The sequence below is a fragment of the Mesorhizobium sp. WSM4828 genome (assembly GCF_055811175.1).
The window spans coordinates 1-23,513 of sequence record NZ_JBVVQK010000023.1 but is presented as its reverse complement, the minus strand read 5'-3'; the positions used below and the strand labels follow the sequence as shown (position 1 = coordinate 23,513).

Below are 23,513 nucleotides of genomic sequence, written 5' to 3'. Positions count from 1 at the left end.
AAGCTATATGCCGCTTGCCAGATTCAATCCGGCAACGCTGTGATTGCCCTGGTTCATTTCCTCGAGCCGCGCCTTTCGTTCCGCCAGCAGCCCGAGATAGTGCATGGCCACCATCGACCCGGCAATTGCCGTTATATCGGCGTGATCATAGGCTGGCGCAACCTCGACGACGTCGGCGCCGACGATATCGATCTGGTTGATCTGGCGCAGCACCGACAGGATCTTTGCCGAAGATGGGCCTCCCGCGACCGGCGTTCCGGTGCCGGGCGCAAAAGCCGGATCCAGGCAATCGATGTCGAAAGTGACGTAGGTCTTCTTGCCGCCGGTACGGTCGACGATGGCATAGGCGATGTCGGACGCACGCATTTCCTCCACTTCATGGCCATACAGGATCTTGATGCCGAACGTGTCGGGCGCATGGGTGCGGATGCCGATCTGGATCGACCGGTCGGGGTCGATGATGCCCTCCTTGACCGCACGGCCGACGAAGGAGCCGTGATCGATGCGCTTGCCGTCGTCGGGCCAGGTGTCCTGGTGTGCGTCGAACTGCACCAGAGCCAGCGGGCCATGGATGGCGGCATGCGCCTTGAGCAGCGGCCAGGTGACGAAGTGATCGCCGCCGAGTGACAGCAGAAAGGCGCCGGATTTCAGGATCTTCGCTGCCTCGCGCTCGATTGTAGCAGGCGTCTTCTGGTGATTGCCGCTGTCGAGCAGGCAATCGCCATAATCCACCACGGCGAGACGTTCGAACAGGTCGCGCGAAAACGGGTATTGCGGGTCGTTGTCGAGGATGGCCGAGGCGCGGCGAATCGCCTGCGGTCCGAAACGCGCGCCCGGCCGATTGGTGACCGCGGCGTCAAAGGGAATGCCCCACACCACTGCATCGGCGCCCTTCACGTCCTTCGAATATTTGCGCCGCATGAACGACAGCGCGCCGGCATAGGTCGGCTCGAACGACGCACCCGTCCTGGAGCGGGTGGTGAAGGCGTGATCGATGGTCCTTGGCGGCATGAAGCGATCTCCTGTGCGTCGGCGCGCAACCTTATTGGACATAATTCTCAGAATTGCGACCCCTGCGGAGGATCATGGCCATTCGATCCGGTCACAAATCCTTGCTCGCCAGGCAAACCCCGCATGGCTGGCCAGGAGACTGCCTGGCAAACAACCGAAAGTAGCCGCCGACGGCTGCTTCGGCCGGCGCTGACCTGATTTTCCGGCATTTTGCAAGCCGGCTTCGTTCACCTGCCTGTCACGGGCATCGCTTAACGGGGGGTGCGATCCCGGTACGGAGCGATTCTCATGCGAACGATTTGGCTGAGCCTTCTGCTTTCCGCGGCGTTGGCGGTCTCCCTTGGTCATGCATCGGCAGGCGAAACGCGCGCCAGGCAGATTCTTGAGCGGTTCGAGCACGCCAACCAATGGCGCGACCATGTGATCGTGGCCGCGCACCGCGCAGGTGGCATGCAGGCCGGCAAGACGCTCTATCCCGAAAACTCGATCGCCGCCGTCGAGGCGTCGATCGCAATGGGCGCCGAAATCGTCGAGGTCGACATCAGGCGCTCGAAGGACGGCGAATTCGTCGTCATGCATGACAGCTGGCTCGACCGCACCACGAATTGTAGGGGCGAGGTGGTCAAGCGGACGCTGGCCGAACTCAAGACCTGCCGGCTGGTGATCGAAGGCACCGGCGCCGTTACGGGCGAGACGGTCTCGACGTTGGGGGAAATGTTGATGGCGACCAGGGACAGGATCCTCGTCAATCTCGACAACAAGCTCGATGTCGATAGCCTGGCGGGCATGATTGCGGTTGCGCGCGACCTCGGCATGGCCGAACAGGTGATCGTCAAGGAGAACCTGTGGAATGCGGAGCGGATCACTACGGTCAGGGCTGCCATGGACGCGATCGGCAGCGGCTTCCAGTTCATGCCGATCATCGCCGATGACGCGGTTCGCGACGCCATGTTTGCCGAGAAAGTCAGCCGGGCCTTCCCGGTGCGCGCGGTCGAGATGATCAACTGGCGCGCAGGATCAGAGACGCTGACCGAGAACGGCGGTCCGCTGTTCAGCCCGCACATGCGCGCGCTGGCGGTGAGGGGCGACTGGCACATCTGGGCCGACACCTACGCCATCGTCAACAAGCCGGGCGGCTTCCTCGCCGGTGGCCGCGGCGACGAGCTGGCGGTCGCGGCCAGCCTGCCGCGCGAGACCTACGGCTTCTGGGTCGAGCGCGGCGCCACCATCATCCAGACCGACGAACCGAGGGCCGCCATCGGTTGGCTGGCGGCGAACGGTTTTCGCGTGCCCTATGCCGGTGAGAAGCGCCCGGCCGAGCCGGCGAATACGGCCAGCATTAACTAGGAGCGGCGGTCGCGCTGCCAATCTCCCCACGAGGGGGGAGATTGGCTCATCACCGCCTTCGCCAGTCTCCAACACCGGCTGGAGGCACCTCGAGCCTCGTCCGCAGGTCAAGCGGCCATCGCCACGCCATCCAGCTCCTTGAGAACATCGTCCGACAGTTCGAGTTCCGCCGCGGCGAGGTTCTCCCCGAGATGCGCAACTGAAGACGTGCCGGGAATCAGAAGAATGTTCGGCGCGCGGCGAAGCAGCCAGGCGAGCGCGACCTGCATGGGCGTGGCGCCGAGGCGTGCCGCGACCTTGGACAAGGTCGACGATTGCAGCGGGTTGAAGCCGCCAAGCGGGAAGAACGGCACATAGGCGATGCCGTCGCGGGCCAGATCGTCGATCAAGGTATCGTCGCCCCGATGCGCCAGATTGTATTGGTTCTGCACGCACACGATCCTGCAGATCCTGCGGCCTTCGGCGATCTGCGCAGCGGTGACGTTGCTCAGCCCGATGTGACGCACAAGGCCCTGGCGCTGGAGCTCGGCCAGCGTCGCAAGCGGCGCCTCGATCGACCCTTCGGCGGGGCCATGCGCGTCGAACATGACCCGAAGGTTGACCACCTCCAGCACGTCGAGTCCGAGATTGTGCAGATTGTCGTGCACGGCCTTGGCGAGTTCCTGGGCCGAGAAGGCCGGCAACCACGATCCGTCCTTGCCGCGCCGGGCGCCGATCTTGGTGACGATAACGAGGTCGTCGGGATAGGGTGCGAGCGCTTCGCGGATCAACAGGTTGGTTACGTGCGGGCCATAGAAGTCGCTGGTGTCGATGTGATTGACGCCTTGCGCGACGGCTTCGCGCAGCACGGCCAATGCCGCGTCGCGGTCTTTTGGTGGGCCGAAGACGCCGGGCCCTGCGAGCTGCATGGCGCCGTAGCCGAGCCGTCTCACTCTGCGGTCGCCGAGGATGAATGTGCCGGACTGGTCGACGCTGGACATGGTCTTTCTCCTTCAGGAATGGTGCACAGATAGACGCTGTCCGATCTCATGATAATTGGGTACAATTCGCACGGGCTGTGCGGAATGACGAACAATGCAGATCGATCTCGGGGATCTTAACGCCTTCGTGGCCGTAGCGCGCGCCCGAGGTTTTCGGGATGCGGCACGCGCCAGCGGCGGCAGTGCGTCCGGCTTGAGCGAGGCTGTGCGGCGCCTGGAGACGCAGCTCGGTGTCAGGCTGCTCAACCGGACGACCCGCAGCGTTGTCCTGACGGAAGCCGGCGAAGGCCTGCTGGCGCGGCTCGGTCCTGCCTTGATCGAGGTGGAATCGGCCCTCGACGTGGTGAACGGCTTTCGCGACAGGCCGGCAGGTACGCTGCGCCTCAATGTGCCGGTCAGCGCGGCGCGGCTGGTCCTGCCCGGCATCGTCCCGCGGTTCCTTGCCGCCTATCCCGGCATCCGGCTGGAGGTGATCGCCGAGGAAAGCTTTGTCGATGTGCTGGCGGCGGGGTGCGACGCCGGCATCCGCTATGACGAGCGGCTGGAGCAGGACATGATCGCCGTGCCGATCGGACCGCGCGTGCAGCGCTTCGCTACAGCCGCCAGCCCTGCCTACCTGGATCGTCATGGCCGGCCGCAACACCCGAGCGACCTGCTCGGCCACGCCTGCCTGCGCGGCCGCTTTGCCAGCCGTGCGATGCCGCCGTGGGAGTTCGAGCGCGACGGCGAGGTGGTGCGGGTCGACCCAAGTGGGCCGCTTCTCGTGACCCTGGGCGGGGCGACCGACCTCAAGGTCGATGCAGCCATCGCCGGCACAGGCATCGTCAGCCTGTTTGAGGATTGGCTGCGCCCTCACTTCGAGAGCGGGGCGCTCGAACCGGTGCTTGAACCGTGGTGGCAGAGCTTCTCCGGGCCGTTCCTTTATTATCCTGGCCGGCGCCTCGTACCGGCGCCGCTGCGGGCGTTTATCGATTTCATCAAGGTATCGGCCGGCCAGCCCTGACATCCGGGAGAGCCGCGCCCGAAAATAAGCGCGGCTCCCTTCCCTCAGGTGACCTCCCGCTATGCTTCGCGGCAGGTCTTGCTTGGACTATTTGACCGGGATCATCAGGTGCGCGTACGGCGTACCGGGGAACATGACATATGGCTGCGTCGGACTCGGCTCGTGGGGATACAACGCCATCAAGTCCGGTGCATTCATGACCATCACGTGCGGACCGTCATGCAGCCATTTGGCCCCTTCCGGCGGCTTGGTTGCAAAGGGATCGGTATTGCTGGCCGCATCGCCTCCCTTCAGCATATAGGCGAAGGCAACCTTTCCTGCTGGCGGCTCCTTCTTGGACATGATCGCGTGCATCCACGCCATGCCGTTCTCATCCGTGCACATTGGGTCGTCTGCGGGAGTGCCAGGGTCGTCCGGGATGCAAGTGAAGCCGTTGGTGCCCTTCCTCAACGTCTTCATCTCCCAATTCACGACGGCGGCGTTTTTGCCGACAGCCTCCGGTGCCGCTGTAATCGCATTCTCGATCAGCTGCTCGTCGCTTTTATCGGCCGCAGGCGCGGCGAATGCCCAAGTCACGGCGACAGCTGCTAGAAATACACTGCTGGAATGGATGCGCATTGCCTCCTCCTTCGCGAGCGTCAGGTTGCCGGCGCGTCGCAACGTGCACAGCTCCCGCTCTTTGAAGTTGGCTGCTGCCCTGGGGTCTGGAACGCACCTGTAATTAAGATACTACTAATATTACTTTGGGTCACCTGAAGATGCGGGATTGCCATGTCGACAAACAAAAGGGGCTGCGAATACGCAGCCCCTTTGAAAAATCGATAGAAAATAGGGTATTTAGCGCTTCGAGAACTGGAAGCTCCGGCGGGCCTTCGCCTTGCCGTACTTCTTGCGCTCGACGACGCGGCTGTCGCGGGTCAGGAAGCCGCCCTTCTTGAGCACGGCGCGCAGCGCCGGCTCGTAATAGGTCAGCGCCTTGGAGATGCCGTGGCGCACGGCACCGGCCTGGCCGGAAAGGCCGCCGCCGATGACGGTGGCAACGATGTCGTACTGGCCGGCGCGGTTGGCGGCGATGATCGGCTGGTTGAGGATCATCTGCAGGACCGGGCGTGCGAAATATTCGGCGAACACCTTGTCGTTGACGACGATCTTGCCGGAGCCGGGCTTCACCCAGACACGGGCGATGGCGTTCTTGCGCTTGCCGGTGGCATAGGCGCGGCCCGATTTGTCGAGCTTCTGGACATGGACGGGTGCTGCCGGCTGGGTGTTGGTGTTGCCGGTGGCAGTTCCGAGTTCTGCGAGCGAGGAAAGCTCAGCCATCTTACGAAACCTTCTTGTTCTTGGCGTTCAGCTTGGCCACGTCGAGGACGACGGGCTGCTGGGCGACATGCGGATGTTCCGTGCCTGCGTAGACGCGGAGGTTCTTCATCTGGCGACGGCCGAGTGGGCCACGCGGGATCATGCGTTCGACGGCCTTCTCCACGACACGCTCGGGGAAACGACCCTCGAGCAGCTGGCGCGCGGTGCGCTCCTTGACGCCGCCGGGGTGGCCGGTGTGCCAGTAATAGACCTTGTCGGTGAACTTCTTGCCGGTGAACACCACCTTGTCGGCATTGATGACGATGACGTTGTCGCCGTCGTCGACGTGCGGGGTGAAGGTGGGCTTGTGCTTGCCGCGAAGATGATTGGCGATGACAGTGGCGAGACGGCCGACGACGAGACCCTCGGCGTCGATCAGCACCCACTTCTTCACCACATCCGCAGGCTTCTGCGAAAAGGTTGCCATGGATTGTTGCTTTCGGTTCGGACCTTCAAAAGAAGGCGTTTCTTGTTGCTTGGATTGGCAAAGGCACTTGCCGTCGCCAATAACAAAACGGCGGCCTTTGCGGGCCGCTGTTCCGTGAGGGCTTATAGGGGAGGGTGGTTATCGCGTCAAGGCGCGTGAAATGCCTGCCAGAAGATAAAGCTAAACAAAAACAAATACTTGAGTTAAAGGTATCATTTTACCACATCACGACTTGGCTCTGTGTCAGACAAATCTCAGTGCTTTGCCTCGATTTCCTTGCGAGCTGCGCTGGAGAGGAATGCAGATCGCGTTATGCCTCGGTCGCGCGCCGCAGCGTCGATCGCCCGCAAGACGCCGCGCTCGAAAGTTACATTCGCCCTCACGACGGCGCTGTCATTGTCGATGAGTGGTACCGACACCAGATAGCCTCCTTCAGCAAGTGCTTTGCGTATATCCGCAAGCGCGACGATCGCCTCATGGCTGGACGGTTCGGGAACAGGCATGTCCTCCGCCCACAACTGCAACGCTTGGACTGCATTCGGTACGATGTCTTCCGCCTCGTCCGCGGCTGAAAAGCAGCCCGGAATGTCTGGAAAGCGAATGCCGAACGCGCTGTCGGGATCTTTATCGATCAACGCGAAATAGTTCTTCATCTCGGCCTCCAAGACGCTTCAGGTCACCTATATCCAGCCCGCTTGTTTGGCGATGGCGCGAGCTGTACCGGTTGGTAGATCCTTCTCCGGATGCGGAACGATCACCACGATCTCGCCCTTTCGGAACTTGTGATGCGAGCCGCGTACGGAAACCAGCTCGAAACCATCATCCTTGAGACGCTTCACGATTTTGCGGCTGTCACGCTCAAGCAAATATCACCTATGCGCACATATATACACATCAACAAAAAAATTCAATAGAAAGCATTAGGCCGGAATCCGCCTTGGCGGGATCGAATAGGTGCCCGTTGCGTGCGCTACCGTGTGTCCCTCCGGGCCGGCGACGATGTCGATATCGAACACCATCAGGTTCTTGCCCAGCTTCAGGATGCGGCAATGGCCGTCGATCGGCCCGGCCTCGGCCTTGCGGACAAAATTGATGTTGAGACTGGTAGTAACCGAAAGCGCATCCGGCCCGGCATGCGAGAGCACACAGACATAGCCACCTATGTCGGCCAGCGTGAACAGCGCCGAACCCGACACAGTGTCGCCGGGACGCAAATGGCGCTCGTCGGCATTCAGCCGCACGACACAGCCGCCTGGAAACACCTCCAACGCCTCGTAGAAGGTGAACTGGTCGTTGAGCTGCGGGAAAACGGTCGCCATCAGCGCGTTGATTTCGGCAGCCGTCAGCATCGGTTTGAGATTGCTTTGGGCAGGCATGTCAGTCTCTCGTTTGCGCCTGCCTGTATGAGCGCAGCCTGCGGTTTCTGGCAACAGCCATTCATTATGGCAGAAGCGGAGTGTTGGACGAAGCGAGACCCGCATACTAGATTAGTCGATCACCGATCCGGAATCGCGGAGGAACGACCCATGGCCGAAATCGTCGCCATCAAGCCTGCCGTTGCCGAAGGGCCGGTCGCCGCCCGGCTGGACAAGGGCGTGCTGCGCCTGACGCTCACCAATCCGCCTGCCAATGCTCTTTCGCTCGCTGTGATGGCGGCGCTGACGACGGAACTCGACCGCGCCAAGGCCGACAAGTCCGTCCGCGTCATCGTTCTTGGGGCGGCCGGCAAAGTGTTCTGCGCCGGGCATGACCTCAAGGAGTTGAGCACGCATCGCGCCGATGCCGATCGCGGCAGGGCCTTCTTCGAAAAGACGTTTTCCGCCTGCGCCTCACTGATGCAGGCAATCGTTCGCCATCCTAAGCCGGTGATCGCTGAAGTCGACGGCTTGGCGACGGCGGCCGGGTTGCAGCTGGTCGCCAGCTGCGATCTCGCAATCGCCTCGCACGAAGCGACCTTCTGCACGCCTGGTGTCAATATCGGACTGTTCTGCTCGACGCCGATGGTGGCGCTGTCGCGCAACGTCTCGCGCAAGCACGCCATGGAGATGCTTTTGACCGGCGAGACGATCGATGCGGCAACCGCCAAGGAATTCGGCTTGGTCAACCGCGTCGTGCCGCGCGAATATCTGAATCAGATTGTCACCAAATACGCGCAAACCATTGCGTCCAAATCCTCCTTGGTCGTCAAGATCGGCAAGGAAGCCTTCTACGAGCAGGCGGAAATGGGGCTGGCCGAGGCCTATGATTACACCGGGCGCGTCATGGTCGAGAATATGCTGGCGCGCGATGCGGAAGAAGGCATTGGCGCCTTCATCGGCAAGCGCAAGCCGGAATGGCCGGAGGAATAGGAGGCGGATATGGAACCGCGCATCTCCATCATCACCATCGCCACCGACGATCTCGAGCGCGCGACGCGCTTCTATGAGGCGATGGGCCTGACCCGCCATGCCGGGATCACCGACGGCGTTGCCTTCTTCCAGATGGGCGGTGCCATTCTTGGCTTGTTTCCGCGCCCAAGCGCCGAAGAGGATTCGGGCGTTACCTTCTCCAAGGCGCCGTCGGCGATCTACCTTGCCTACAACACCCGCTCCGACGCCGAAGTCGACGAAGTGCTGGCGATGGCAGAGAAGGCCGGCGGCAAGATCGTCAAGCCGGCCGGGCGCGCTTTCTGGGGTGGCTGGTACGGCTATTTCGCCGATGCGGACGGGCATATCTGGGAAGTCGCGCACAATCCGGCCTTTCCGATCTCGGAAGACGGATCGATTTCGCTGCCGGCCTGACGAGGTTCCCCTCTGGCTCATCGCAAGCAACTGACGCGGCTGAAGGCGCCCTATCTCAAACGCATCCTGATCGAGCCCAGCCGGGTCGTCGATTGGGAAAAATATCCCTGGAACCTGCCGATCTTTCACGGCCATGAATTCGAGCTCGAATTCACCACGCCGATCACCATCATCGTCGGCGAGAACGGCACCGGCAAATCGACGCTGCTCGAGGCGATCGGCGCGCTGGCCGGCTACGATGAAGCCGACGGCGGCAAGGGCTACATGCCGGTCGACCACTCCCGCGCCATCGACAAGAGCGGCGCGGCGCTGGCGGCAACGTTGCGCGGTCACTGGCTGCCGAAGGTCACCGCAGGCTGGTTCTTTCGCGCCGAATCCTTCTATTCGGTCGCCCGCTATCTCGATCAGGCTGCCATCGACGCACATGAGGCGCCGCCCGACTTCCTGTCCTGGTCGCATGGCGAGGGCTTCATCAGATTCTTCGAGGAGCGCTGCCGCCGGCAAGGCATTTACATCCTGGACGAGCCCGAAAGCGCCTTGTCGCCGACGCGGCAGATCGAGCTTCTCAAGATGCTGCGGCGGATGGAGGAGTCCGGCACGGCACAGGTGATCATGGCGACGCATTCGCCGCTGCTGATGGCCTGTCCCGGCGCGCGGCTGTTCCGCATCGGCCGGTCCGGGCTCGACCCCACCGATCTTAGCGATACCGACCATTTCCGCATGATGCGCAATTTTTGCAATGATCCAGATGGTTTTCTCGCCGAAGCGCTGTATGAGGACGAGGCATGAACCACGACGCCTACGACAACGCCTACATCGCCGGCATCCTCAATTCGGTGAAGACCATCGCCATGGTCGGCGCGTCGGCCAATGACGTGCGGCCGAGCTACTTCGTGCTGAAATATCTGCTCGGCAAGGGGTTTTCGGTGTTCCCGATCAATCCCGGCCAGGCTGGCAAGGAGATCCTCGGACAGATGACCTATGCGAGGGTCGCCGACGTTCCGCGACCTGTCGACATGATCGACGTGTTTCGCGCTTCCTCTGCCGTGCCGGGCATTGTCGACGAGGTGTTGCGGCTCGATCCCTTGCCGAAGGTCATCTGGATGCAGCTTGGCATACGCCATGACGAGGCGGCCGCACGCGCCGAAGCCGCCGGCATCAAGGTGGTGATGAACCGTTGCCCCAAGATCGAATATGGCAAGCTGTCCGGCGAGATCGGCTGGACCGGCGTCAATTCAGGCGTGCTGTCGTCGAAGAAGCCGCTGATGCGGCCGGGGTTCCAGAGTTTCGGCGTTCGCCAGAAGTAGGTAGTGAATAGTGAAAGGTGAATAGAAGGATTTTTCTGAAAGGCGGGCCACGCGGCATATGAGCCGCTTGCAATCAGGGTGGGGCTGGCCGACTTTGCCATTCACCATTCACCATTCACCATTCACCATTCACCATTCACCATTCACCATTGAGGGAGGTTTTCGATGGCCCGCACGCCCGGTTTCAACACGCTCGCCGTCCATGCCGGCGCCAAGCCGGATCCGGCGACCGGTGCGCGAGCGACGCCGATCTACCAGACGACCTCCTTCGTCTTCGACGATGCCGACCATGCCGCCTCGCTGTTCGGGCTGAAAGCGTTCGGCAACATCTACACCCGCATCATGAACCCGACCCAGGCGGTGCTGGAAGAGCGCATCGCGGCACTCGAAGGCGGCACGGCAGGCCTTGCGGTCGCCTCCGGCCATGCTGCGCAGGTGCTGGTCTTCCACAATCTGATGCAGCCCGGCGACAATTTTGTTTCGGCGACAAAACTTTACGGCGGCTCGATCAACCAGTTCGGCCACGCCTTCAAGAATTTCGGTTGGCAGGTGCGCTGGGCCGACACCAACGACATCTCGACCTTCGAGAGCCAGATCGACGACAGGACCAAGGCGATTTTTATCGAAAGCCTGGCCAATCCGGGCGGCGTCTTCGTCGACATCGAGAAAATCGGCGACATTGCCCGCAAGCACGGCCTGCCGCTGATCGTGGACAACACGCTGGCCTCCCCCTATCTGCTGCGGCCGATCGAACATGGCGCCGACATCGTCGTGCATTCGCTGACCAAGTTCATCGGCGGTCACGGCAATTCCATCGGCGGCGCCATCGTCGACGGCGGCACGTTCGATTGGTCGAAGTCGGGCAAGTATCCGATGCTGTCGGAGCCGCGCCCCGAATATGGCGGCCTCGTCCTGCACGAAACCTTCGGCAATTTCGCCTTTGCCATCGCCGCCCGTGTGCTCGGCTTGCGCGACATCGGCGCGGCGATTTCGCCGTTCAACGCTTTCCTGATCCTGACCGGCCTGGAAACCTTGCCGCTCAGGATGCAGCGCCACTGCGACAATGCGGCGGCGGTCGCCGGATGGCTCTCCAACCATCCCAAGGTCGCCTGGGTGTCCTATCCCGGCCTGCCCGGCGACAAGAACAATGCGCTGCAGAAGAAGTACTCGCCGCTCGGCGCCGGCGCGGTGTTCACCTTCGGGTTGAAGGGCGGCTACGCGGCGGGCATCAAATTCGTCGAAGCGCTCGAACTGTTCTCGCACCTGGCCAATGTCGGCGACACCAAGTCGCTGGTCATCCACCCGGCATCGACCACGCATCGCCAGCTTTCCGACGAGCAGAAGATCAACGCCGGGGCAGGGCCGGACACGGTCAGGCTTTCGGTCGGTATCGAGGACGTCAACGACATCGTCGCCGATCTGGAACAGGCCCTCGCCAAGGTTTGATCGCCATGGCAACGCCGAAATTTCTGTCCGTCGGCGTCGACACAGTCGAGCCGGAACTTGGCGCGCCGGCGCCGGATCGCCTGATTTCGGGCGATCCGAAATTCCGCACCTGGAATGTCGAGGAACAGGACGGCCGCCTCTTTGCCGGCGTCTGGGAAGCAACGCCGGGCAAATGGCGCATCGAATATGATGAGTGGGAGTTCTGCCACATCCTGTCAGGGGTTTCGGTGATCGCCGAAGACGGCGGCGATGCGCGCACTGTCAAGGCCGACGACAGTTTCGTGCTGAGGCCGGGCTTTAAGGGCAGCTGGGAAGTGCTTGAAACGACTCGCAAGGAGTATGTGATCAAGCTTTGATCACCCCTGCGGCTGAGCCTGCCGGACCGAATGCTCAAAAGCGCACGGCGAGCGTCTCCAGCCCATGGAAATGATAGGTGTCGCGCAAGCGCGGCTGTTCGGCAAGATGCAACTGCGGTAGCCGGTCGAACAGGGTTTTCAGCGACACCTGCAATTCGAGCCGGGCGAGCGGCGCGCCGATACAGAAATGAATGCCGGCGCCGAACGATACGTTCTTCTGGTCGGCACGGTCCGGCCTGAAGGCGAAGGGCTCGGCAAAGGCCACCGGGTCGTGATTGGCCATGCCGAGCAGCAGGCCGATCGTCTCGCCAGGGCGCACGATGACCCCGGGGCCGGCCTCGATCTCTTCATAGGCATAACGCGTGAACATGTGGAGCGGCGCGTCGAAGCGCAGGCACTCTTCGACTGTCGCGGCTGTTGCTTCCGGCGAGGTGGAGAAGCGGCGCGGGTCGCCGCCTTGCGCAAGGATCGAGCGCACCGCATTGCCGGTCTGGTGGACAGTTGCCTCATGGCCGGCATTGAGCAAAAGGATTGCCGAGGACACCAGTTCGTCCTCCGACAGTTTCTGGCCGTCGTCCTGTGCCGCAATCAGCAGCGACAGAAGATCCTCGCCCGGCCTCTTTCGCCGCTCGGCGACGTAGCCGCGCAGAAAATCGGAAAAGTCGCGCGCGGCGCGATTGGCTGTCTCTTCCGTCTCGCGGGTGCGGCCATGCATGTACATGGCGACCATCCGATGCGACCAGTCGAGCAGCTGCGGCCCCATGTCGACCGGCACGCCGAGCATTTCCGCAATGATGGTGATCGGCAAGGGAGCGGCGAACGCCGGCAGCAGGTCGACTCCTCCTGGTTCGAAACGGTCGATCAATTCATTGGCCAGCGCCTCGACGCGCGGCCTGAGCCGCTCGACCTGGCGCGAGACGAAGGCGCGGTTGACCAGCGTTCTGAGCCGTGTGTGGACGGGCGGCTCCAGCTCCAGCATCGAATTGGCCTCGGCGCCGTCGAAGGCGCTGAGATGCGTGCGGTCCTGGCCGACGCCCCGGCTGTCCGGAATGCCGGTCGGGTTCTGGCGGCCGAAGCGGCGATCGCGCAACAGACGGTTGACGTCGTCGAAGCCGCCAAAGCACCAGAAACCAAATTCTTCCCAGAAGAGGGCGTTCGATGCGCCGTGCAGGAAGGCATAGGCCTCGTATGGATTCTGGAAAAAGGCCGGCTCGTGCGGATCGAGCCGCAGGCGACGTGTGGCTGGATCAAAGGCAAGGTAGGGCGGCTTCAATTCGGTCATGCCAGATCATTAGCGCGGCTTGCCAGTCTGGTGCCAGACCGTATGTTGGCCCTCCCGTGAGGTGAGCCGCGGAGCGGTTGCGGAAGGACGGTTGTCATGAATGTGATCGTGGTCGGTGCGGGCATTGCCGGGCTTTCGACGGCGTGGTCGCTGGTCAAGGCCGGTCACCTCGTCTCGATCGTCGAGCAGGGACCGATTCCTAATCCGCTTGCAGCGTCGGGCGACCATCATCGCATTATCCGCCGCGCCTACCGGGCCGGAACGGGCTACGGCCGGCTGATCACCGAAGCCTATGAAGCATGGGACGAGATGTGGGCCGATCTCGGCGAAAGCCATCTCGATCCGCGCGGCTTCATCTGTATTTCGCGGGAGCCGGGAGATGAGGCGGAGGAATACCGCGAGGGCATGGAAACGGGAAATTATCCGTTCGAATTGTTCGAACCGGACGCCGCGGTCGAACGCTGGCCGTTCCTACAGCCCGGTTCGTTCCGCTATGCGTATTTTTCGCCGGACGGTGGCGCGTTGCATTGCCGCAAGATCGCCTCGGGCCTCGCCCGATGGCTGCGCGCGAATGGCGCCAATGTCTACGAAAACAGCAAGGTGGTCGAGATCGACGCCGACGCCGGACATGTCGTGCTTGCGAGCGGCGAAACGATGCAGGCCGACCGGATCGTCGTCGCTGCCGGCGCCTGGGTGCTAAAACTGTTCCCAGAGCTGGATGGCGAACTGAAAACCTGGCGCACCGCGCTCGCCTATGTCGAACCGCCGGCGGATTTGAAAGCAGCCTGGCAGGCAGCACCCGTTGTGCTCGACGTCGGCGGCACTGTCGACGGCTATGCTATCCCGCCCACAGGCGGCGCCGGCATGAAATTCGGCTCGGGCCTGCACAGGGTGCCGACCAGCGATGCCGACTGGAACCGCCAGCCGGTGCCGGGCGAGGGTGAGGCGATCCGCAACCTGTTTTCGCCGCCGATTGCCCGCATCGCGGAGTACAAGGTCACCGAAGTGGTCACCTGCGCCTACACCTTCACCGCCGACGAGAAGTTCCTGGCCCACCGGAAAGGCAAATGCCTGGTCGCCTCGGCCTGCTCCGGCCACGGCTACAAGTTCGGCGCGGCAGTTGGCAAAAGGGTTGCGGCCTGCGTCGGCAATGGCGATGTCGACGGCCTGAAGAAATGGCTCAGGGCCGAGGCGGCCTGAGCGCCTAGTATCGGCAATGCCTCGGAATATGCACGCGCCGCCAGCTCGATGAGCCCTCCCTGACCACCACGCGGCGAGCCACTGTCTGATAGGACGCCGGAATGTCGATGATGCGTCGCTGCTCCGGCCGCACCAGCACCTCTTCGGCGACGCTCTCGTATTCGGCGGGGAGGACAACGCGCCGCCGGCGTTCCGGCTCAACCACGACGATTTCAGCCACGCGTTCATAGCGCGCCTTGTGCCTGACCTTGCACAGCACCTTGCGGCCATGAATGATGCGCCATTCCCAGGAATAGCCGCCGTCATCGACCCTCACGGAGCGGTAGATCGTGCGGGTAATGGCGGGCACGATCTCGTAGCTGACGCGCGCCGGCGCGATTTGCACCACGCGCTCACGCGTCCCGTAGATTGGCGCCTCGTATTCCACCTGCTGGCCGGCTGGGCTGACGAGCACGTCCTCGTAGACCGTGTCGTAGACGGCCGGCCTGTTGACCTCCTCGTAGCATTCGACCGCGCGTCCGCCGGCAGCCGTTTCGGACGCCGTGCCGAGAACGGTGATGCCGGTAAGGGCCAAGGAAGCAGCTTTCCTGATCATCGCACTCCCCCTGTTTGAACTGCGTGAAGCGAGTTCAACGTTGAATTGTAGGGTAAGCCGTGGCCGGAAAAAGCGGTTTCACCACTTTTCGTTAAGCGATGTGGTTAAGAAACTGCTAAATAACGACCAGCATGAGCGCCCCGTCCCACGGCAGGATAGGGCTGCCGGCACGGCGACGGGCGAAACTTGCTTTGGAAACCTTGATTCGACTTAACCGGATGGCTAGGAGAGGCGGCCTTGCGCTAGGGTGAGCCGGCATCCTATTTACACAATAACGATCCAGAACCGATTCTGCCCGATTGCAAATCTCCGGCGCCGGAATCCCATCCTCAAAAAGGGATAGTCCATGAAGAACCCCGTCGAAACCTACATGAACCTCGTTCCGATGGTGGTCGAACAGACCAATCGCGGCGAGCGGGCCTACGACATTTTCTCGCGGCTCCTCAAGGAGCGTATCATTTTCATCACCGGCCCGGTCGAGGACGGCATGGCGACGCTGGTCTGCGCGCAACTGCTGTTCCTCGAGGCGGAGAATCCGAAGAAGGAAATCAACCTCTATATCAACTCACCCGGCGGCGTCGTCACCTCCGGCATGGCGATCTACGACACCATGCAGTTCATCAAGCCTGCCGTGTCGACGCTGTGCATCGGCCAGGCCGCATCGATGGGTTCGCTGCTCCTGACTGCCGGCCACAAGGACATGCGCTTTGCCACGCCGAACGCCCGCATCATGGTCCACCAGCCTTCCGGCGGCTTCCAGGGCCAGGCCTCCGACATCGAGCGCCATGCCCAGGACATCATCAAGCTGAAGCGCCGCCTCAACGAGGTTTACGTCAAGCACACCGGCAAGAGCTACGATGAGATTGAAAAAACGCTCGACCGTGACCATTTCATGACTGCCGACGAGGCCAGGGATTTCGGTCTCATCGACAAGGTCATTTCGTCACGTGAGCCGGTCGAAGGTATTGCCTTATAGGTCCGCGGTGGCCCCGCGGTGGCAATGAGTGGCGGGATCACGCGCTTTTGGCGCAGCTTGCGGCATTTCGGCCACAATTGGCTGTTCCCTCGACGGGTGCAATTGCCTACGTTAAGGCTATGTTGATTTTCGACGGCTTAGCTTTGCGTGGGGTTGTTCGAATCATTGCCCCGTTTTCCGATTTGTGTTTCGTACGGAATGCGTTGCGGGAGCCGGGGCACTGGCGGCAGCGGATTCCCGCGATAGATTGAATATGCGCCCTTTCAACCAGACCATCGGCGGGCGGCCATGAAAGGACAGGAAAATGAGCAAGGTCGGCAACAACAGCGGTGATTCCAAGAACACGCTTTATTGCTCGTTTTGCGGCAAAAGCCAGCACGAAGTGCGCAAGCTGATCGCCGGGCCGACGGTGTTCATCTGCGACGAATGCGTCGAACTGTGCATGGACATCATCCGCGAGGAGAACAAGACCTCGATGGTGAAGTCGCGCGAGGGCGTGCCGACCCCGCAGGAAATCCTCAAGGTTCTCGACGACTACGTCATCGGCCAGCCCTACGCCAAGCGCGTGCTGTCGGTGGCCGTCCACAACCACTACAAGCGCCTCGCCCATGCCGGCAAGAACAACGACGTCGAGCTGGCGAAGTCCAACATCCTGCTGATCGGCCCGACCGGTTGCGGCAAGACGCTGCTGGCGCAGACGCTGGCCCGCATCATCGACGTCCCCTTCACCATGGCCGATGCGACGACGTTGACCGAGGCCGGCTATGTCGGCGAGGACGTCGAGAACATCATCCTGAAGCTGTTGCAGTCGGCCGACTACAACGTCGAGCGCGCCCAGCGCGGCATCGTCTATATCGACGAGATCGACAAGATCTCGCGCAAGTCGGACAATCCCTCGATCACCCGCGACGTGTCGGGCGAGGGCGTGCAGCAGGCACTTTTGAAGATCATGGAAGGCACTGTCGCCTCCGTGCCGCCGCAGGGCGGCAGGAAGCATCCGCAGCAGGAATTCCTGCAGGTCGACACCGCCAACATCCTGTTTATCTGCGGCGGCGCTTTTGCCGGCCTGGACAAGATCATCTCGGATCGCGGCAGGAAAACCTCGATCGGTTTCGGCGCCATCGTCGCTTCGCCCGAGGATCGCCGCACCGGCGATGTTTTCCGCCTGGTCGAGCCTGAGGATCTCTTGAAGTTCGGCCTCATTCCCGAGTTCGTCGGTCGTCTGCCTGTCCTGGCGACGCTGGAGGATCTCGACGAGCCGGCACTGATCCAGATCCTGACCGAGCCGAAGAACGCTCTGGTCAAGCAGTATCAGCGGCTGTTCGAGATGGAGAATGTCGACCTGACCTTCCACGAGAACGCGCTGTCGGCGATCGCCAAGCGCGCCATCGAGCGCAAGACCGGCGCTCGTGGCCTGCGGTCGATCATGGAAGCGATCCTGCTCGACACCATGTTCGAGCTGCCGGCGCTGGAAGGCGTGCGCGAAGTGGTTATTTCGGAAGAGGTGGTGTCAGGCAACGCCAGGCCGCTCTACATCTATTCCGAGCAGAAGGAAAAGAAGGGCAACGTCAGCGCCTGACGTGAGCCGGCAATGGATTTTTCTGAAACGGCGCCGCAGGGCGCCGTTTTGCTGTCGCACACAGCCTACGGCGCCGCGTAATGGCCGCGGATTGGAGGGACGGACCGTGTTGACCCTTGATCTTTACCCCCTGTGCCTCCAACTAATGGCAGAAGGCCGTGGTGCCGAATTCTGTGCTGTAAAACTCCCGTCACAAACGGTGGTAGGCGGAACGATCCCCGGTCGTTAATATGAGATTCGCGGTTGGCCGATTGGCGGCCGCGACATGAAAGGTTGGACAATGGCCAAATTATCCAAGGCTCCCAGCGACGGCGTCTTCGCAGTCCTCCCACTGCGCGACATCGTGGTGTTCCCGCACATGATCGTTCCGCTCTTTGTCGGGCGTGAGAAATCGATCAAGGCGCTGGAAGAAGTGATGGGTCAGGAAAAGCAGATCCTGCTCGCGACCCAGATGAATGCCGCCGACGACGATCCGGAGCCCGATGCCATCTTTGACATCGGCACGCTCGCCAACGTGCTGCAATTGCTGAAACTGCCGGACGGCACCGTGAAGGTGCTGGTCGAAGGTGCATCGCGCGCGAAAATCGTCGCGTTCACCGACCGTCCCGATTTCCATGAAGCCCGTGCTGCGGCGCTGGTCGAACCGGATGAGGAAGAGGTCGAGGTCGAGGCGCTGGCACGTTCCGTGGTCACCGACTTCGAGAACTACGTCAAGCTGAACAAGAAGATCTCGCCCGAAGTGGTGGGTGCCGCCAGCCAGATCGACGACTATTCCAAGCTCGCCGACACGGTCGCTTCGCATCTTGCCATCAAGATCCCCGAGAAGCAGGAGATGCTCGCCACGCTGTCCGTCAAGGAACGGCTGGAAAAGGCGATGGGCTTCATGGAAGCCGAAATCTCGGTGCTGCAGGTCGAGAAGCGCATCCGCTCGCGCGTCAAGCGCCAGATGGAGAAGACGCAGCGCGAATACTACCTCAACGAGCAGATGAAGGCGATCCAGAAGGAGCTCGGCGAAGGCGAGGACGGCCGCGACGAGGCCGCCGAGATCGAGGCGCGCATCAAGAAAACCAAGCTCTCCAAGGAGGCCCGCGAAAAGGCGGAAGCCGAACTGAAGAAGCTGCGGACGATGTCGCCGATGTCGGCTGAATCGACCGTCGTGCGCAACTATCTCGACTGGCTGCTGTCGATCCCGTGGGGCAGGAACTCCAAGGTCAAGCAGGATCTGGCCTTTGCCCAGAACGTGCTCGATACGGATCATTTCGGCCTCGACAAGGTCAAGGACCGCATTGTCGAATACCTCGCCGTGCAGAGCCGCCAGAAGAAGCTGAAGGGGCCGATCCTGTGCCTCGTCGGACCTCCCGGCGTCGGCAAGACCTCGCTCGGCAAGTCGATCGCTAAGGCGACCGGCCGCGAGTTCATCCGCATGGCGCTGGGGGGCGTGCGCGACGAGGCCGAGATACGTGGCCACCGCCGCACCTATATCGGCTCGATGCCCGGCAAGGTCATCCAGTCGATGAAGAAGGCGAAGAAATCCAACCCGCTCTTCCTGCTCGACGAGATCGACAAGATGGGCCAGGATTTCCGCGGCGATCCGTCATCGGCTTTGCTCGAGGTGCTCGATCCCGAGCAGAACTCGACGTTCATGGACCATTACCTCGAGGTCGAATACGACCTGTCGAGCGTGATGTTCGTGACGACGGCGAACACGCTGAACATTCCTGCGCCCTTGATGGACCGCATGGAGATCATCCGTATCGCCGGCTACACCGAGGACGAGAAGATCGAGATCGCCAAGCGTCACCTGATGCCCAAGGTGATCCGCGACCACGCGTTGCAGCCGAAGGAGTTCTCCGTCGGCGAGGACGCGATCCGCGGCATCATCCAGACCTACACCCGTGAAGCGGGCGTCAGGAGCCTGGAACGCGAGCTGATGAAGCTCGGGCGCAAGGCGGTGACCGAGATCCTGAAGACGAAGAAGAAGACGATCAACATCACGGCGGACAATCTTGCCGATTACCTTGGTGTTCCGCGCTTCCGCTTCGGCCAGGTCGAGAGCGACGATCAGGTCGGCGTGGTCACCGGGCTCGCCTGGACGGAAGTCGGCGGCGAGCTGTTGACGGTGGAAGGCGTCATGATGCCCGGCAAGGGCCGCATGACGGTGACCGGCAATCTGCGCGACGTGATGAAGGAATCGATCTCTGCGGCGGCCTCTTACGTCCGCTCGCGGGCCATCGATTTCGGTGTCGAGCCGCCGCTGTTCGACAAGCGCGATATCCACGTCCACGTACCAGAGGGCGCAACCCCGAAGGACGGACCGTCGGCTGGCGTGGCGATGGCGACGGCGATCGTCTCTGTGCTGACCGGTATCCCGGTCAGGGCCGATGTGGCGATGACCGGCGAGATCACGCTGCGCGGCAGGGTGCTGCCGATCGGCGGCCTTAAGGAAAAGCTGCTTGCCGCGCTGCGCGGCGGCATCAAGAAGGTGCTGATCCCGGAAGAGAACGCCAAGGATCTGGCGGAGATTCCGGAAAACGTGAAGAGCGGCATGGAAATCATTCCGGTCTCACGCGTTGGCGAAGTGTTGCGCCATGCGCTGGTGCGCATGCCGGAACCGATCCAGTGGGTCGAACCCGTTAATGCGCCGGCCGTGGTCGATGTCGGAGACGAGGCTGGTAAATCGCTGGCGCATTAGCGCGTGCTAAAGTTGCAATGCACAAAGAGAGAGCCGGGCCTTGAGCCCGGCTTTTTCATGTGAAGAACCGCGGATTTCCGGGCTTTTTTCGACTTTCTTGGCGCTTTTCGACTTGGTTGCCGGAGCGCTTCTTTCTAAAGTCCGTTTCCTGCCGGATGAGTCGAGTATTCCGGTTTTCTCATGGAAGGGAATTTTTATGAACAAGAACGAACTGGTATCCGCTGTCGCCGATGCCGCGAGTATTTCGAAGGGTGACGCGCAGTCGGCGGTTGATGCGGTGTTTTCCGTCATCACCGGCGAACTGAAAAAGGGCGGCGATGTCCGGCTTGTCGGCTTCGGAAATTTCACCGTGTCAAAACGCGCCGCGTCGACCGGCCGCAATCCGCAGACCGGTGCGGAAGTGAAGATCCCGGCGCGCACCGTGCCGAAGTTCTCGGCCGGCAAGGGCCTCAAGGACGCGGTCAACTAAGCGCCTCCTTAAGTCTTTCAGAGAAAAGAAAAGCCGGCATATCCGGTTTTTCTTTTCTGTTGGAAAAAGCGGCGCTATGCCGTCGGCGCGTCAGTGCGCATCAAGCCTTCTTTCTTGAGATCGGCCCACAGCGCCGATGGCAGCTTCGCGTCGAGCAGCGAGCGATTGCTTTCGACTTCGCCCGGCCGCTGGCCGCCGGGGATTACCGAGACAACGGAACGATGCAGCAGCGGGAACTGCAGCGCCGCCTCGATCAGGCGCACGCCGTGGCGCTTGCAGACGGCCTCGATGCGGGTGACGTGGTCGATGATGTCCTGCGGCGCCTCTGAATAGTTGTAGTAGGCGCCGGGCTTCGGCCCGGTTGCCAGGATGCCGGAATTGTAAGGCCCGCCGAGAACGATGCCGATGCCGCGTTGCTGGCATAGCGGCAGGAAAGACTGCAGCGCTTCCTGCTCCAGCAGCGTGTAACGCCCGGCAAGCAGGAACAGATCGAAATCGCCGCGCTCGACCAGCGTCTGGGCAACCTGCCACTCGTTGATGCCGCCGCCGAATGCCTTGATCACGCCCTGGTCGCGCAACGCCAGCAATCCGTAGTAGCCGGAGCTCATGAATTCCTGGATCCGCTGGTCCGAGGCTTCCTTGCTGCCATGGGTGAAGATGTCGACATCGTGCACGAAGAGGATGTCGATGCGGTCGACGCCGAGCCGTTCCAGCGAGGCTTCGAAGGAGCGCATGACGCCGTCATAGCTGTAATCGTAGACCTCGCGGCGCGATGGGGTGTCGAAGAATTTGCCGATGCCGGTGCGCTGTTCCGGCGGGCAGGCGCGCATGATGCGCCCGACTTTGCTGGACAGCACGTAGTCGTCGCGCTTCTTCGAACGCAGGAACGGATTGAGCCGCGTTTCGGCAAGGCCCAGCCCATAAAGCGGCGCGGTGTCGAAGTAGCGGCAGCCGACCCGCCATGCCGTCTCCAGCGTGGCATTGGCATCCTCGTCGGAGACGGCGCGGTAGAGATTGCCGAGCGGCGCGGTGCCGAAGCCGAGCTCGGTGAAGTTGATGCCGCCATTGCCGATGCGGTCGAAATGCCGTGTCTTCATATGCTGTCGTTTCCTCATTTGCGATTTGCCGTGACACTATCACGGCTGTGGCGCATCAAAAGCACTGCGTGTCGTTGGACACCGATTTTCGCGGTGATAGCATGAATGAAAACAAGCTGTTCGGGGCAGATGTGACTGAGATATTCAAGTGGTTCTCCGGCACCTGCAAGCTGGTGCAAATGTCATGACGGACGCCGGCGAAAATCTGTTTGGGATTGCGCTGAACGAGCTTGGCACCGTGCTGGAGCGTATCGACGAAAGCCGCATCGACGCCGCTTGTGCCATCCTGGCCGGTGCGAAAAAGATCGTCACCTATGGCTGCGGCCGCGAGGCGCTGCAGGTCCAGGGTTTTGCCATGCGGCTCTACCATCTCGGTCTGCCGGTGTCCGTCGTCGGCGACATGACCACGCCGCCGCTGGGCGCGGGCGATGTCTTCCTCTGCAGTTCCGGCCCGGGCGAGACCTCGACCGTGCTGACTTTGATGCGGGTCGCACGCGATGCCGGTGCCACCGTCCTGCTGCTCACCGCGCAAGCCGACAGCACTGCCGCGAAGCTGGCCGACTTCACACTGCTTATCCCGGCTCAGACCATGGCCGACGACCAGGGCCTGGAAAAGACATCCGTGCTGCCGATGGGCTCGGTTTTCGAAGGCGCGCTGTTCGTCCTCTTCGAAGTGATGGTGCTGAAGCTCAGGGATCTGACCGGCGTCTCGCCGGAAGCGATGCGCGCCCGCCACACCAATATGGAGTAGGTGTCATGCGCTACGAATTGATGCTGCCGCACCAGATCCGCAAGGCGATCGCCGAGAACCGGCCGGTCGTGTTGCCGCTCGGTGTGCTCGAATATCATGGCGAGCACATGGCCGTCGGAATGGACACGCTGGCGGTGGTCAAGAGCCTGGAACTGTTCGAAAAAGAAGCCGAGATCGTCATTCTGCCGCCCTTCTATTACGGCGCGGCGAGCTATGCGGTTGCAGCACCGGAGGGCAGCGGCTCGGTGCAGGTCGGCGGCAATGTGCTGGCGCCATTTGCGGAAGAACTGTTCTATAGCCTGCTGCGCATCGGCTTCCGCAACATCCACGCCATCATTCACCACCAGACCGAAAATTTTGCCGCCGGCATGCCAACCGATCTCGCCTTCAAGGCCGCCGGCCGGCAGGCGATCTTCCGCTTCCTGGAGAAAGACCGCGGCGAAGGCTGGTGGGGCTCTGCGGCGATGGCCGACTATTATGCCGCCCACGCCGAGGGCAGCAATTTCTTCAACTGGGTGCAGGTGCATCCGCTGATGCCGGCCTCAATGCACAGCCAGTATCCGTTCGATCATGCCGGCACCGGCGAGACGTCACTGATGCTGGCGCTGTGCCCGGAAGCGGTCGATGCCGATCGCTTCGCCGACAACACCGGCTGGTACACGGCAAGCGCCTCCGAAGCCTCGGCGGAACTGGGGCAAAAAGGGGTTGCCATGATCCTCGAGCATTTGCGGGCAACACTTTCGGGTTAGCGCGCTTTCCCCTTCTCCCCTTGTTGTGGACTATCGGATTCACACATTTTGCAGATTGAGTTTGGTTCCGTACTTGATGGCGTGGAATTCGGCGAGGCCGATGCGCA

26 protein-coding genes are annotated in these 23,513 nt (G+C 62.0%); 15 read left to right on the top strand and 11 right to left on the bottom strand.

Going from position 1 to position 23,513, the window contains the following annotated elements; genetic code table 11:
* Positions 1-3 precede the first annotated feature (3 nt).
* Positions 4-1,011, bottom strand: a complete 1,008-nt coding sequence (gene speB, locus AC0L2X_RS23305) for an agmatinase (protein WP_473555949.1) — start codon at positions 1,009-1,011, stop codon at positions 4-6.
* 288 nt (positions 1,012-1,299) lie between these two features.
* Here speB and AC0L2X_RS23300 point away from each other — a divergent pair, with 288 nt between their 5' ends.
* Positions 1,300-2,358: a glycerophosphodiester phosphodiesterase family protein gene (locus AC0L2X_RS23300; RefSeq protein ID WP_352491890.1), complete on the top strand. Its 1,059-nt coding sequence runs from the start codon at positions 1,300-1,302 to the stop codon at positions 2,356-2,358.
* A 107-nt stretch (positions 2,359-2,465) separates the two neighbouring features.
* Here the strand turns inward: AC0L2X_RS23300 and AC0L2X_RS23295 are convergent, their stop codons facing one another.
* A complete protein-coding gene (locus AC0L2X_RS23295; RefSeq protein WP_473555945.1) occupies positions 2,466-3,338 on the bottom strand; it encodes an aldo/keto reductase family oxidoreductase in 873 nt (290 codons plus the stop codon).
* Between the two features lie 94 nt (positions 3,339-3,432).
* Between AC0L2X_RS23295 and AC0L2X_RS23290 the strand changes: the two genes are divergently transcribed.
* Positions 3,433-4,341 (top strand): LysR family transcriptional regulator, encoded by a 909-nt coding sequence (locus tag AC0L2X_RS23290; RefSeq protein WP_473555943.1) that lies wholly within the window; start codon positions 3,433-3,435, stop codon positions 4,339-4,341.
* An 87-nt stretch (positions 4,342-4,428) separates the two neighbouring features.
* Here the strand turns inward: AC0L2X_RS23290 and AC0L2X_RS23285 are convergent, their stop codons facing one another.
* The 6 genes from AC0L2X_RS23285 to AC0L2X_RS23260 form a co-directional block, all read right to left on the bottom strand.
* Entirely contained in the window at positions 4,429-4,959 is a 531-nt protein-coding gene (locus AC0L2X_RS23285; RefSeq protein WP_352491892.1) for a hypothetical protein, read from the bottom strand.
* 219 nt (positions 4,960-5,178) lie between these two features.
* Positions 5,179-5,661 (bottom strand): 30S ribosomal protein S9, encoded by a 483-nt coding sequence (gene rpsI / locus AC0L2X_RS23280; RefSeq protein WP_023717316.1) that lies wholly within the window; start codon positions 5,659-5,661, stop codon positions 5,179-5,181.
* Position 5,662: 1 nt separating this feature from the next.
* Entirely contained in the window at positions 5,663-6,127 is a 465-nt protein-coding gene (gene rplM, locus AC0L2X_RS23275; protein ID WP_023674645.1) for a 50S ribosomal protein L13, read from the bottom strand.
* 254 nt (positions 6,128-6,381) lie between these two features.
* On the bottom strand, positions 6,382-6,780 hold the full coding sequence (locus AC0L2X_RS23270; RefSeq protein ID WP_473556081.1) for a type II toxin-antitoxin system HicB family antitoxin: 399 nt from the start codon (positions 6,778-6,780) through the stop codon (positions 6,382-6,384).
* A 27-nt stretch (positions 6,781-6,807) separates the two neighbouring features.
* Positions 6,808-6,993 (bottom strand): type II toxin-antitoxin system HicA family toxin, encoded by a 186-nt coding sequence (locus tag AC0L2X_RS23265; protein WP_352491894.1) that lies wholly within the window; start codon positions 6,991-6,993, stop codon positions 6,808-6,810.
* Between the two features lie 54 nt (positions 6,994-7,047).
* A complete protein-coding gene (locus AC0L2X_RS23260; RefSeq protein ID WP_473555940.1) occupies positions 7,048-7,503 on the bottom strand; it encodes a PaaI family thioesterase in 456 nt (151 codons plus the stop codon).
* Between the two features lie 150 nt (positions 7,504-7,653).
* Here AC0L2X_RS23260 and AC0L2X_RS23255 point away from each other — a divergent pair, with 150 nt between their 5' ends.
* From AC0L2X_RS23255 to AC0L2X_RS23230, 6 genes are all read left to right on the top strand, one after another.
* Positions 7,654-8,475 (top strand): enoyl-CoA hydratase, encoded by an 822-nt coding sequence (locus AC0L2X_RS23255; protein WP_473555938.1) that lies wholly within the window; start codon positions 7,654-7,656, stop codon positions 8,473-8,475.
* A 9-nt stretch (positions 8,476-8,484) separates the two neighbouring features.
* Positions 8,485-8,907, top strand: a complete 423-nt coding sequence (locus AC0L2X_RS23250) for a VOC family protein (RefSeq protein ID WP_473555937.1) — start codon at positions 8,485-8,487, stop codon at positions 8,905-8,907.
* 12 nt (positions 8,908-8,919) lie between these two features.
* Positions 8,920-9,696: an AAA family ATPase gene (locus AC0L2X_RS23245; protein ID WP_473556079.1), complete on the top strand. Its 777-nt coding sequence runs from the start codon at positions 8,920-8,922 to the stop codon at positions 9,694-9,696.
* Positions 9,693-10,214 carry a CoA-binding protein gene (locus AC0L2X_RS23240; protein WP_473555934.1) on the top strand — a complete coding sequence of 174 codons (522 nt, stop codon included), beginning with the start codon at positions 9,693-9,695 and terminating at the stop codon, positions 10,212-10,214. Before AC0L2X_RS23245 ends, AC0L2X_RS23240 begins: the two co-directional genes overlap by 4 nt.
* 165 nt (positions 10,215-10,379) lie before the next feature.
* The gene (locus tag AC0L2X_RS23235) at positions 10,380-11,660 is read left to right on the top strand and encodes an O-acetylhomoserine aminocarboxypropyltransferase (RefSeq protein ID WP_352491898.1); all 1,281 of its coding nucleotides are present in this window, start codon (positions 10,380-10,382) and stop codon (positions 11,658-11,660) included.
* A gap of 5 nt (positions 11,661-11,665) precedes the next feature.
* Positions 11,666-12,016 carry a cupin domain-containing protein gene (locus tag AC0L2X_RS23230; RefSeq protein WP_473555933.1) on the top strand — a complete coding sequence of 117 codons (351 nt, stop codon included), beginning with the start codon at positions 11,666-11,668 and terminating at the stop codon, positions 12,014-12,016.
* Between the two features lie 34 nt (positions 12,017-12,050).
* Here AC0L2X_RS23230 and AC0L2X_RS23225 read toward each other — a convergent pair whose 3' ends face one another.
* Positions 12,051-13,298, bottom strand: a complete 1,248-nt coding sequence (locus AC0L2X_RS23225) for a cytochrome P450 (RefSeq protein ID WP_473555932.1) — start codon at positions 13,296-13,298, stop codon at positions 12,051-12,053.
* 96 nt (positions 13,299-13,394) lie between these two features.
* Between AC0L2X_RS23225 and AC0L2X_RS23220 the strand changes: the two genes are divergently transcribed.
* Positions 13,395-14,498, top strand: coding sequence for an NAD(P)/FAD-dependent oxidoreductase (locus AC0L2X_RS23220; RefSeq protein WP_473600402.1), 1,104 nt, complete (start codon positions 13,395-13,397; stop codon positions 14,496-14,498).
* Positions 14,499-14,502: 4 nt separating this feature from the next.
* On the opposite strand, the gene AC0L2X_RS23215 is transcribed toward AC0L2X_RS23220, so the two are convergent.
* Positions 14,503-15,093 carry a hypothetical protein gene (locus AC0L2X_RS23215; protein ID WP_473555928.1) on the bottom strand — a complete coding sequence of 197 codons (591 nt, stop codon included), beginning with the start codon at positions 15,091-15,093 and terminating at the stop codon, positions 14,503-14,505.
* 346 nt (positions 15,094-15,439) lie between these two features.
* Between AC0L2X_RS23215 and AC0L2X_RS23210 the strand changes: the two genes are divergently transcribed.
* The 4 genes from AC0L2X_RS23210 to AC0L2X_RS23195 all read left to right on the top strand — a co-directional run bounded on the left by AC0L2X_RS23210 (position 15,440) and on the right by AC0L2X_RS23195 (position 20,809).
* On the top strand, positions 15,440-16,069 hold the full coding sequence (locus tag AC0L2X_RS23210) for an ATP-dependent Clp protease proteolytic subunit (RefSeq protein ID WP_023674655.1): 630 nt from the start codon (positions 15,440-15,442) through the stop codon (positions 16,067-16,069).
* A 304-nt stretch (positions 16,070-16,373) separates the two neighbouring features.
* Positions 16,374-17,648: an ATP-dependent Clp protease ATP-binding subunit ClpX gene (gene clpX / locus AC0L2X_RS23205; RefSeq protein ID WP_006332719.1), complete on the top strand. Its 1,275-nt coding sequence runs from the start codon at positions 16,374-16,376 to the stop codon at positions 17,646-17,648.
* A 280-nt stretch (positions 17,649-17,928) separates the two neighbouring features.
* On the top strand, positions 17,929-20,340 hold the full coding sequence (gene lon / locus AC0L2X_RS23200; RefSeq protein ID WP_352491903.1) for an endopeptidase La: 2,412 nt from the start codon (positions 17,929-17,931) through the stop codon (positions 20,338-20,340).
* 196 nt (positions 20,341-20,536) lie between these two features.
* Positions 20,537-20,809 carry an HU family DNA-binding protein gene (locus AC0L2X_RS23195; RefSeq protein ID WP_006201846.1) on the top strand — a complete coding sequence of 91 codons (273 nt, stop codon included), beginning with the start codon at positions 20,537-20,539 and terminating at the stop codon, positions 20,807-20,809.
* Positions 20,810-20,883: 74 nt separating this feature from the next.
* Here AC0L2X_RS23195 and AC0L2X_RS23190 read toward each other — a convergent pair whose 3' ends face one another.
* Positions 20,884-21,906, bottom strand: coding sequence for an aldo/keto reductase (locus AC0L2X_RS23190; protein WP_473600401.1), 1,023 nt, complete (start codon positions 21,904-21,906; stop codon positions 20,884-20,886).
* Between the two features lie 184 nt (positions 21,907-22,090).
* On the opposite strand from AC0L2X_RS23190, the gene hxlB reads away from it, so the two are divergent.
* Positions 22,091-22,657 carry a 6-phospho-3-hexuloisomerase gene (gene hxlB, locus AC0L2X_RS23185; protein ID WP_473555923.1) on the top strand — a complete coding sequence of 189 codons (567 nt, stop codon included), beginning with the start codon at positions 22,091-22,093 and terminating at the stop codon, positions 22,655-22,657.
* 5 nt (positions 22,658-22,662) lie between these two features.
* Positions 22,663-23,406, top strand: a complete 744-nt coding sequence (locus AC0L2X_RS23180; RefSeq protein ID WP_473555922.1) for a creatininase family protein — start codon at positions 22,663-22,665, stop codon at positions 23,404-23,406.
* The last annotated feature ends 107 nt before the right edge of the window (positions 23,407-23,513 follow it).

What these genes read in the sequence shown, in the direction of transcription:
- speB (WP_473555949.1), bottom strand. Translation starts at nt 1,011, where the DNA reads ATGCCGCCAAGGACCATCGATCACGCCTTCACCACCCGCTCCAGGACG.
- AC0L2X_RS23300 (WP_352491890.1), top strand. Translation starts at nt 1,300, where the DNA reads ATGCGAACGATTTGGCTGAGCCTTCTGCTTTCCGCGGCGTTGGCGGTC.
- AC0L2X_RS23295 (WP_473555945.1), bottom strand. Translation starts at nt 3,338, where the DNA reads ATGTCCAGCGTCGACCAGTCCGGCACATTCATCCTCGGCGACCGCAGA.
- AC0L2X_RS23290 (WP_473555943.1), top strand. Translation starts at nt 3,433, where the DNA reads ATGCAGATCGATCTCGGGGATCTTAACGCCTTCGTGGCCGTAGCGCGC.
- AC0L2X_RS23285 (WP_352491892.1), bottom strand. Translation starts at nt 4,959, where the DNA reads ATGCGCATCCATTCCAGCAGTGTATTTCTAGCAGCTGTCGCCGTGACT.
- rpsI (WP_023717316.1), bottom strand. Translation starts at nt 5,661, where the DNA reads ATGGCTGAGCTTTCCTCGCTCGCAGAACTCGGAACTGCCACCGGCAAC.
- rplM (WP_023674645.1), bottom strand. Translation starts at nt 6,127, where the DNA reads ATGGCAACCTTTTCGCAGAAGCCTGCGGATGTGGTGAAGAAGTGGGTG.
- AC0L2X_RS23270 (WP_473556081.1), bottom strand. Translation starts at nt 6,780, where the DNA reads ATGAAGAACTATTTCGCGTTGATCGATAAAGATCCCGACAGCGCGTTC.
- AC0L2X_RS23260 (WP_473555940.1), bottom strand. Translation starts at nt 7,503, where the DNA reads ATGCCTGCCCAAAGCAATCTCAAACCGATGCTGACGGCTGCCGAAATC.
- AC0L2X_RS23255 (WP_473555938.1), top strand. Translation starts at nt 7,654, where the DNA reads ATGGCCGAAATCGTCGCCATCAAGCCTGCCGTTGCCGAAGGGCCGGTC.
- AC0L2X_RS23250 (WP_473555937.1), top strand. Translation starts at nt 8,485, where the DNA reads ATGGAACCGCGCATCTCCATCATCACCATCGCCACCGACGATCTCGAG.
- AC0L2X_RS23240 (WP_473555934.1), top strand. Translation starts at nt 9,693, where the DNA reads ATGAACCACGACGCCTACGACAACGCCTACATCGCCGGCATCCTCAAT.
- AC0L2X_RS23235 (WP_352491898.1), top strand. Translation starts at nt 10,380, where the DNA reads ATGGCCCGCACGCCCGGTTTCAACACGCTCGCCGTCCATGCCGGCGCC.
- AC0L2X_RS23230 (WP_473555933.1), top strand. Translation starts at nt 11,666, where the DNA reads ATGGCAACGCCGAAATTTCTGTCCGTCGGCGTCGACACAGTCGAGCCG.
- AC0L2X_RS23225 (WP_473555932.1), bottom strand. Translation starts at nt 13,298, where the DNA reads ATGACCGAATTGAAGCCGCCCTACCTTGCCTTTGATCCAGCCACACGT.
- AC0L2X_RS23220 (WP_473600402.1), top strand. Translation starts at nt 13,395, where the DNA reads ATGAATGTGATCGTGGTCGGTGCGGGCATTGCCGGGCTTTCGACGGCG.
- AC0L2X_RS23215 (WP_473555928.1), bottom strand. Translation starts at nt 15,093, where the DNA reads ATGATCAGGAAAGCTGCTTCCTTGGCCCTTACCGGCATCACCGTTCTC.
- AC0L2X_RS23210 (WP_023674655.1), top strand. Translation starts at nt 15,440, where the DNA reads ATGAAGAACCCCGTCGAAACCTACATGAACCTCGTTCCGATGGTGGTC.
- clpX (WP_006332719.1), top strand. Translation starts at nt 16,374, where the DNA reads ATGAGCAAGGTCGGCAACAACAGCGGTGATTCCAAGAACACGCTTTAT.
- lon (WP_352491903.1), top strand. Translation starts at nt 17,929, where the DNA reads ATGGCCAAATTATCCAAGGCTCCCAGCGACGGCGTCTTCGCAGTCCTC.
- AC0L2X_RS23195 (WP_006201846.1), top strand. Translation starts at nt 20,537, where the DNA reads ATGAACAAGAACGAACTGGTATCCGCTGTCGCCGATGCCGCGAGTATT.
- AC0L2X_RS23190 (WP_473600401.1), bottom strand. Translation starts at nt 21,906, where the DNA reads ATGAAGACACGGCATTTCGACCGCATCGGCAATGGCGGCATCAACTTC.
- hxlB (WP_473555923.1), top strand. Translation starts at nt 22,091, where the DNA reads ATGACGGACGCCGGCGAAAATCTGTTTGGGATTGCGCTGAACGAGCTT.
- AC0L2X_RS23180 (WP_473555922.1), top strand. Translation starts at nt 22,663, where the DNA reads ATGCGCTACGAATTGATGCTGCCGCACCAGATCCGCAAGGCGATCGCC.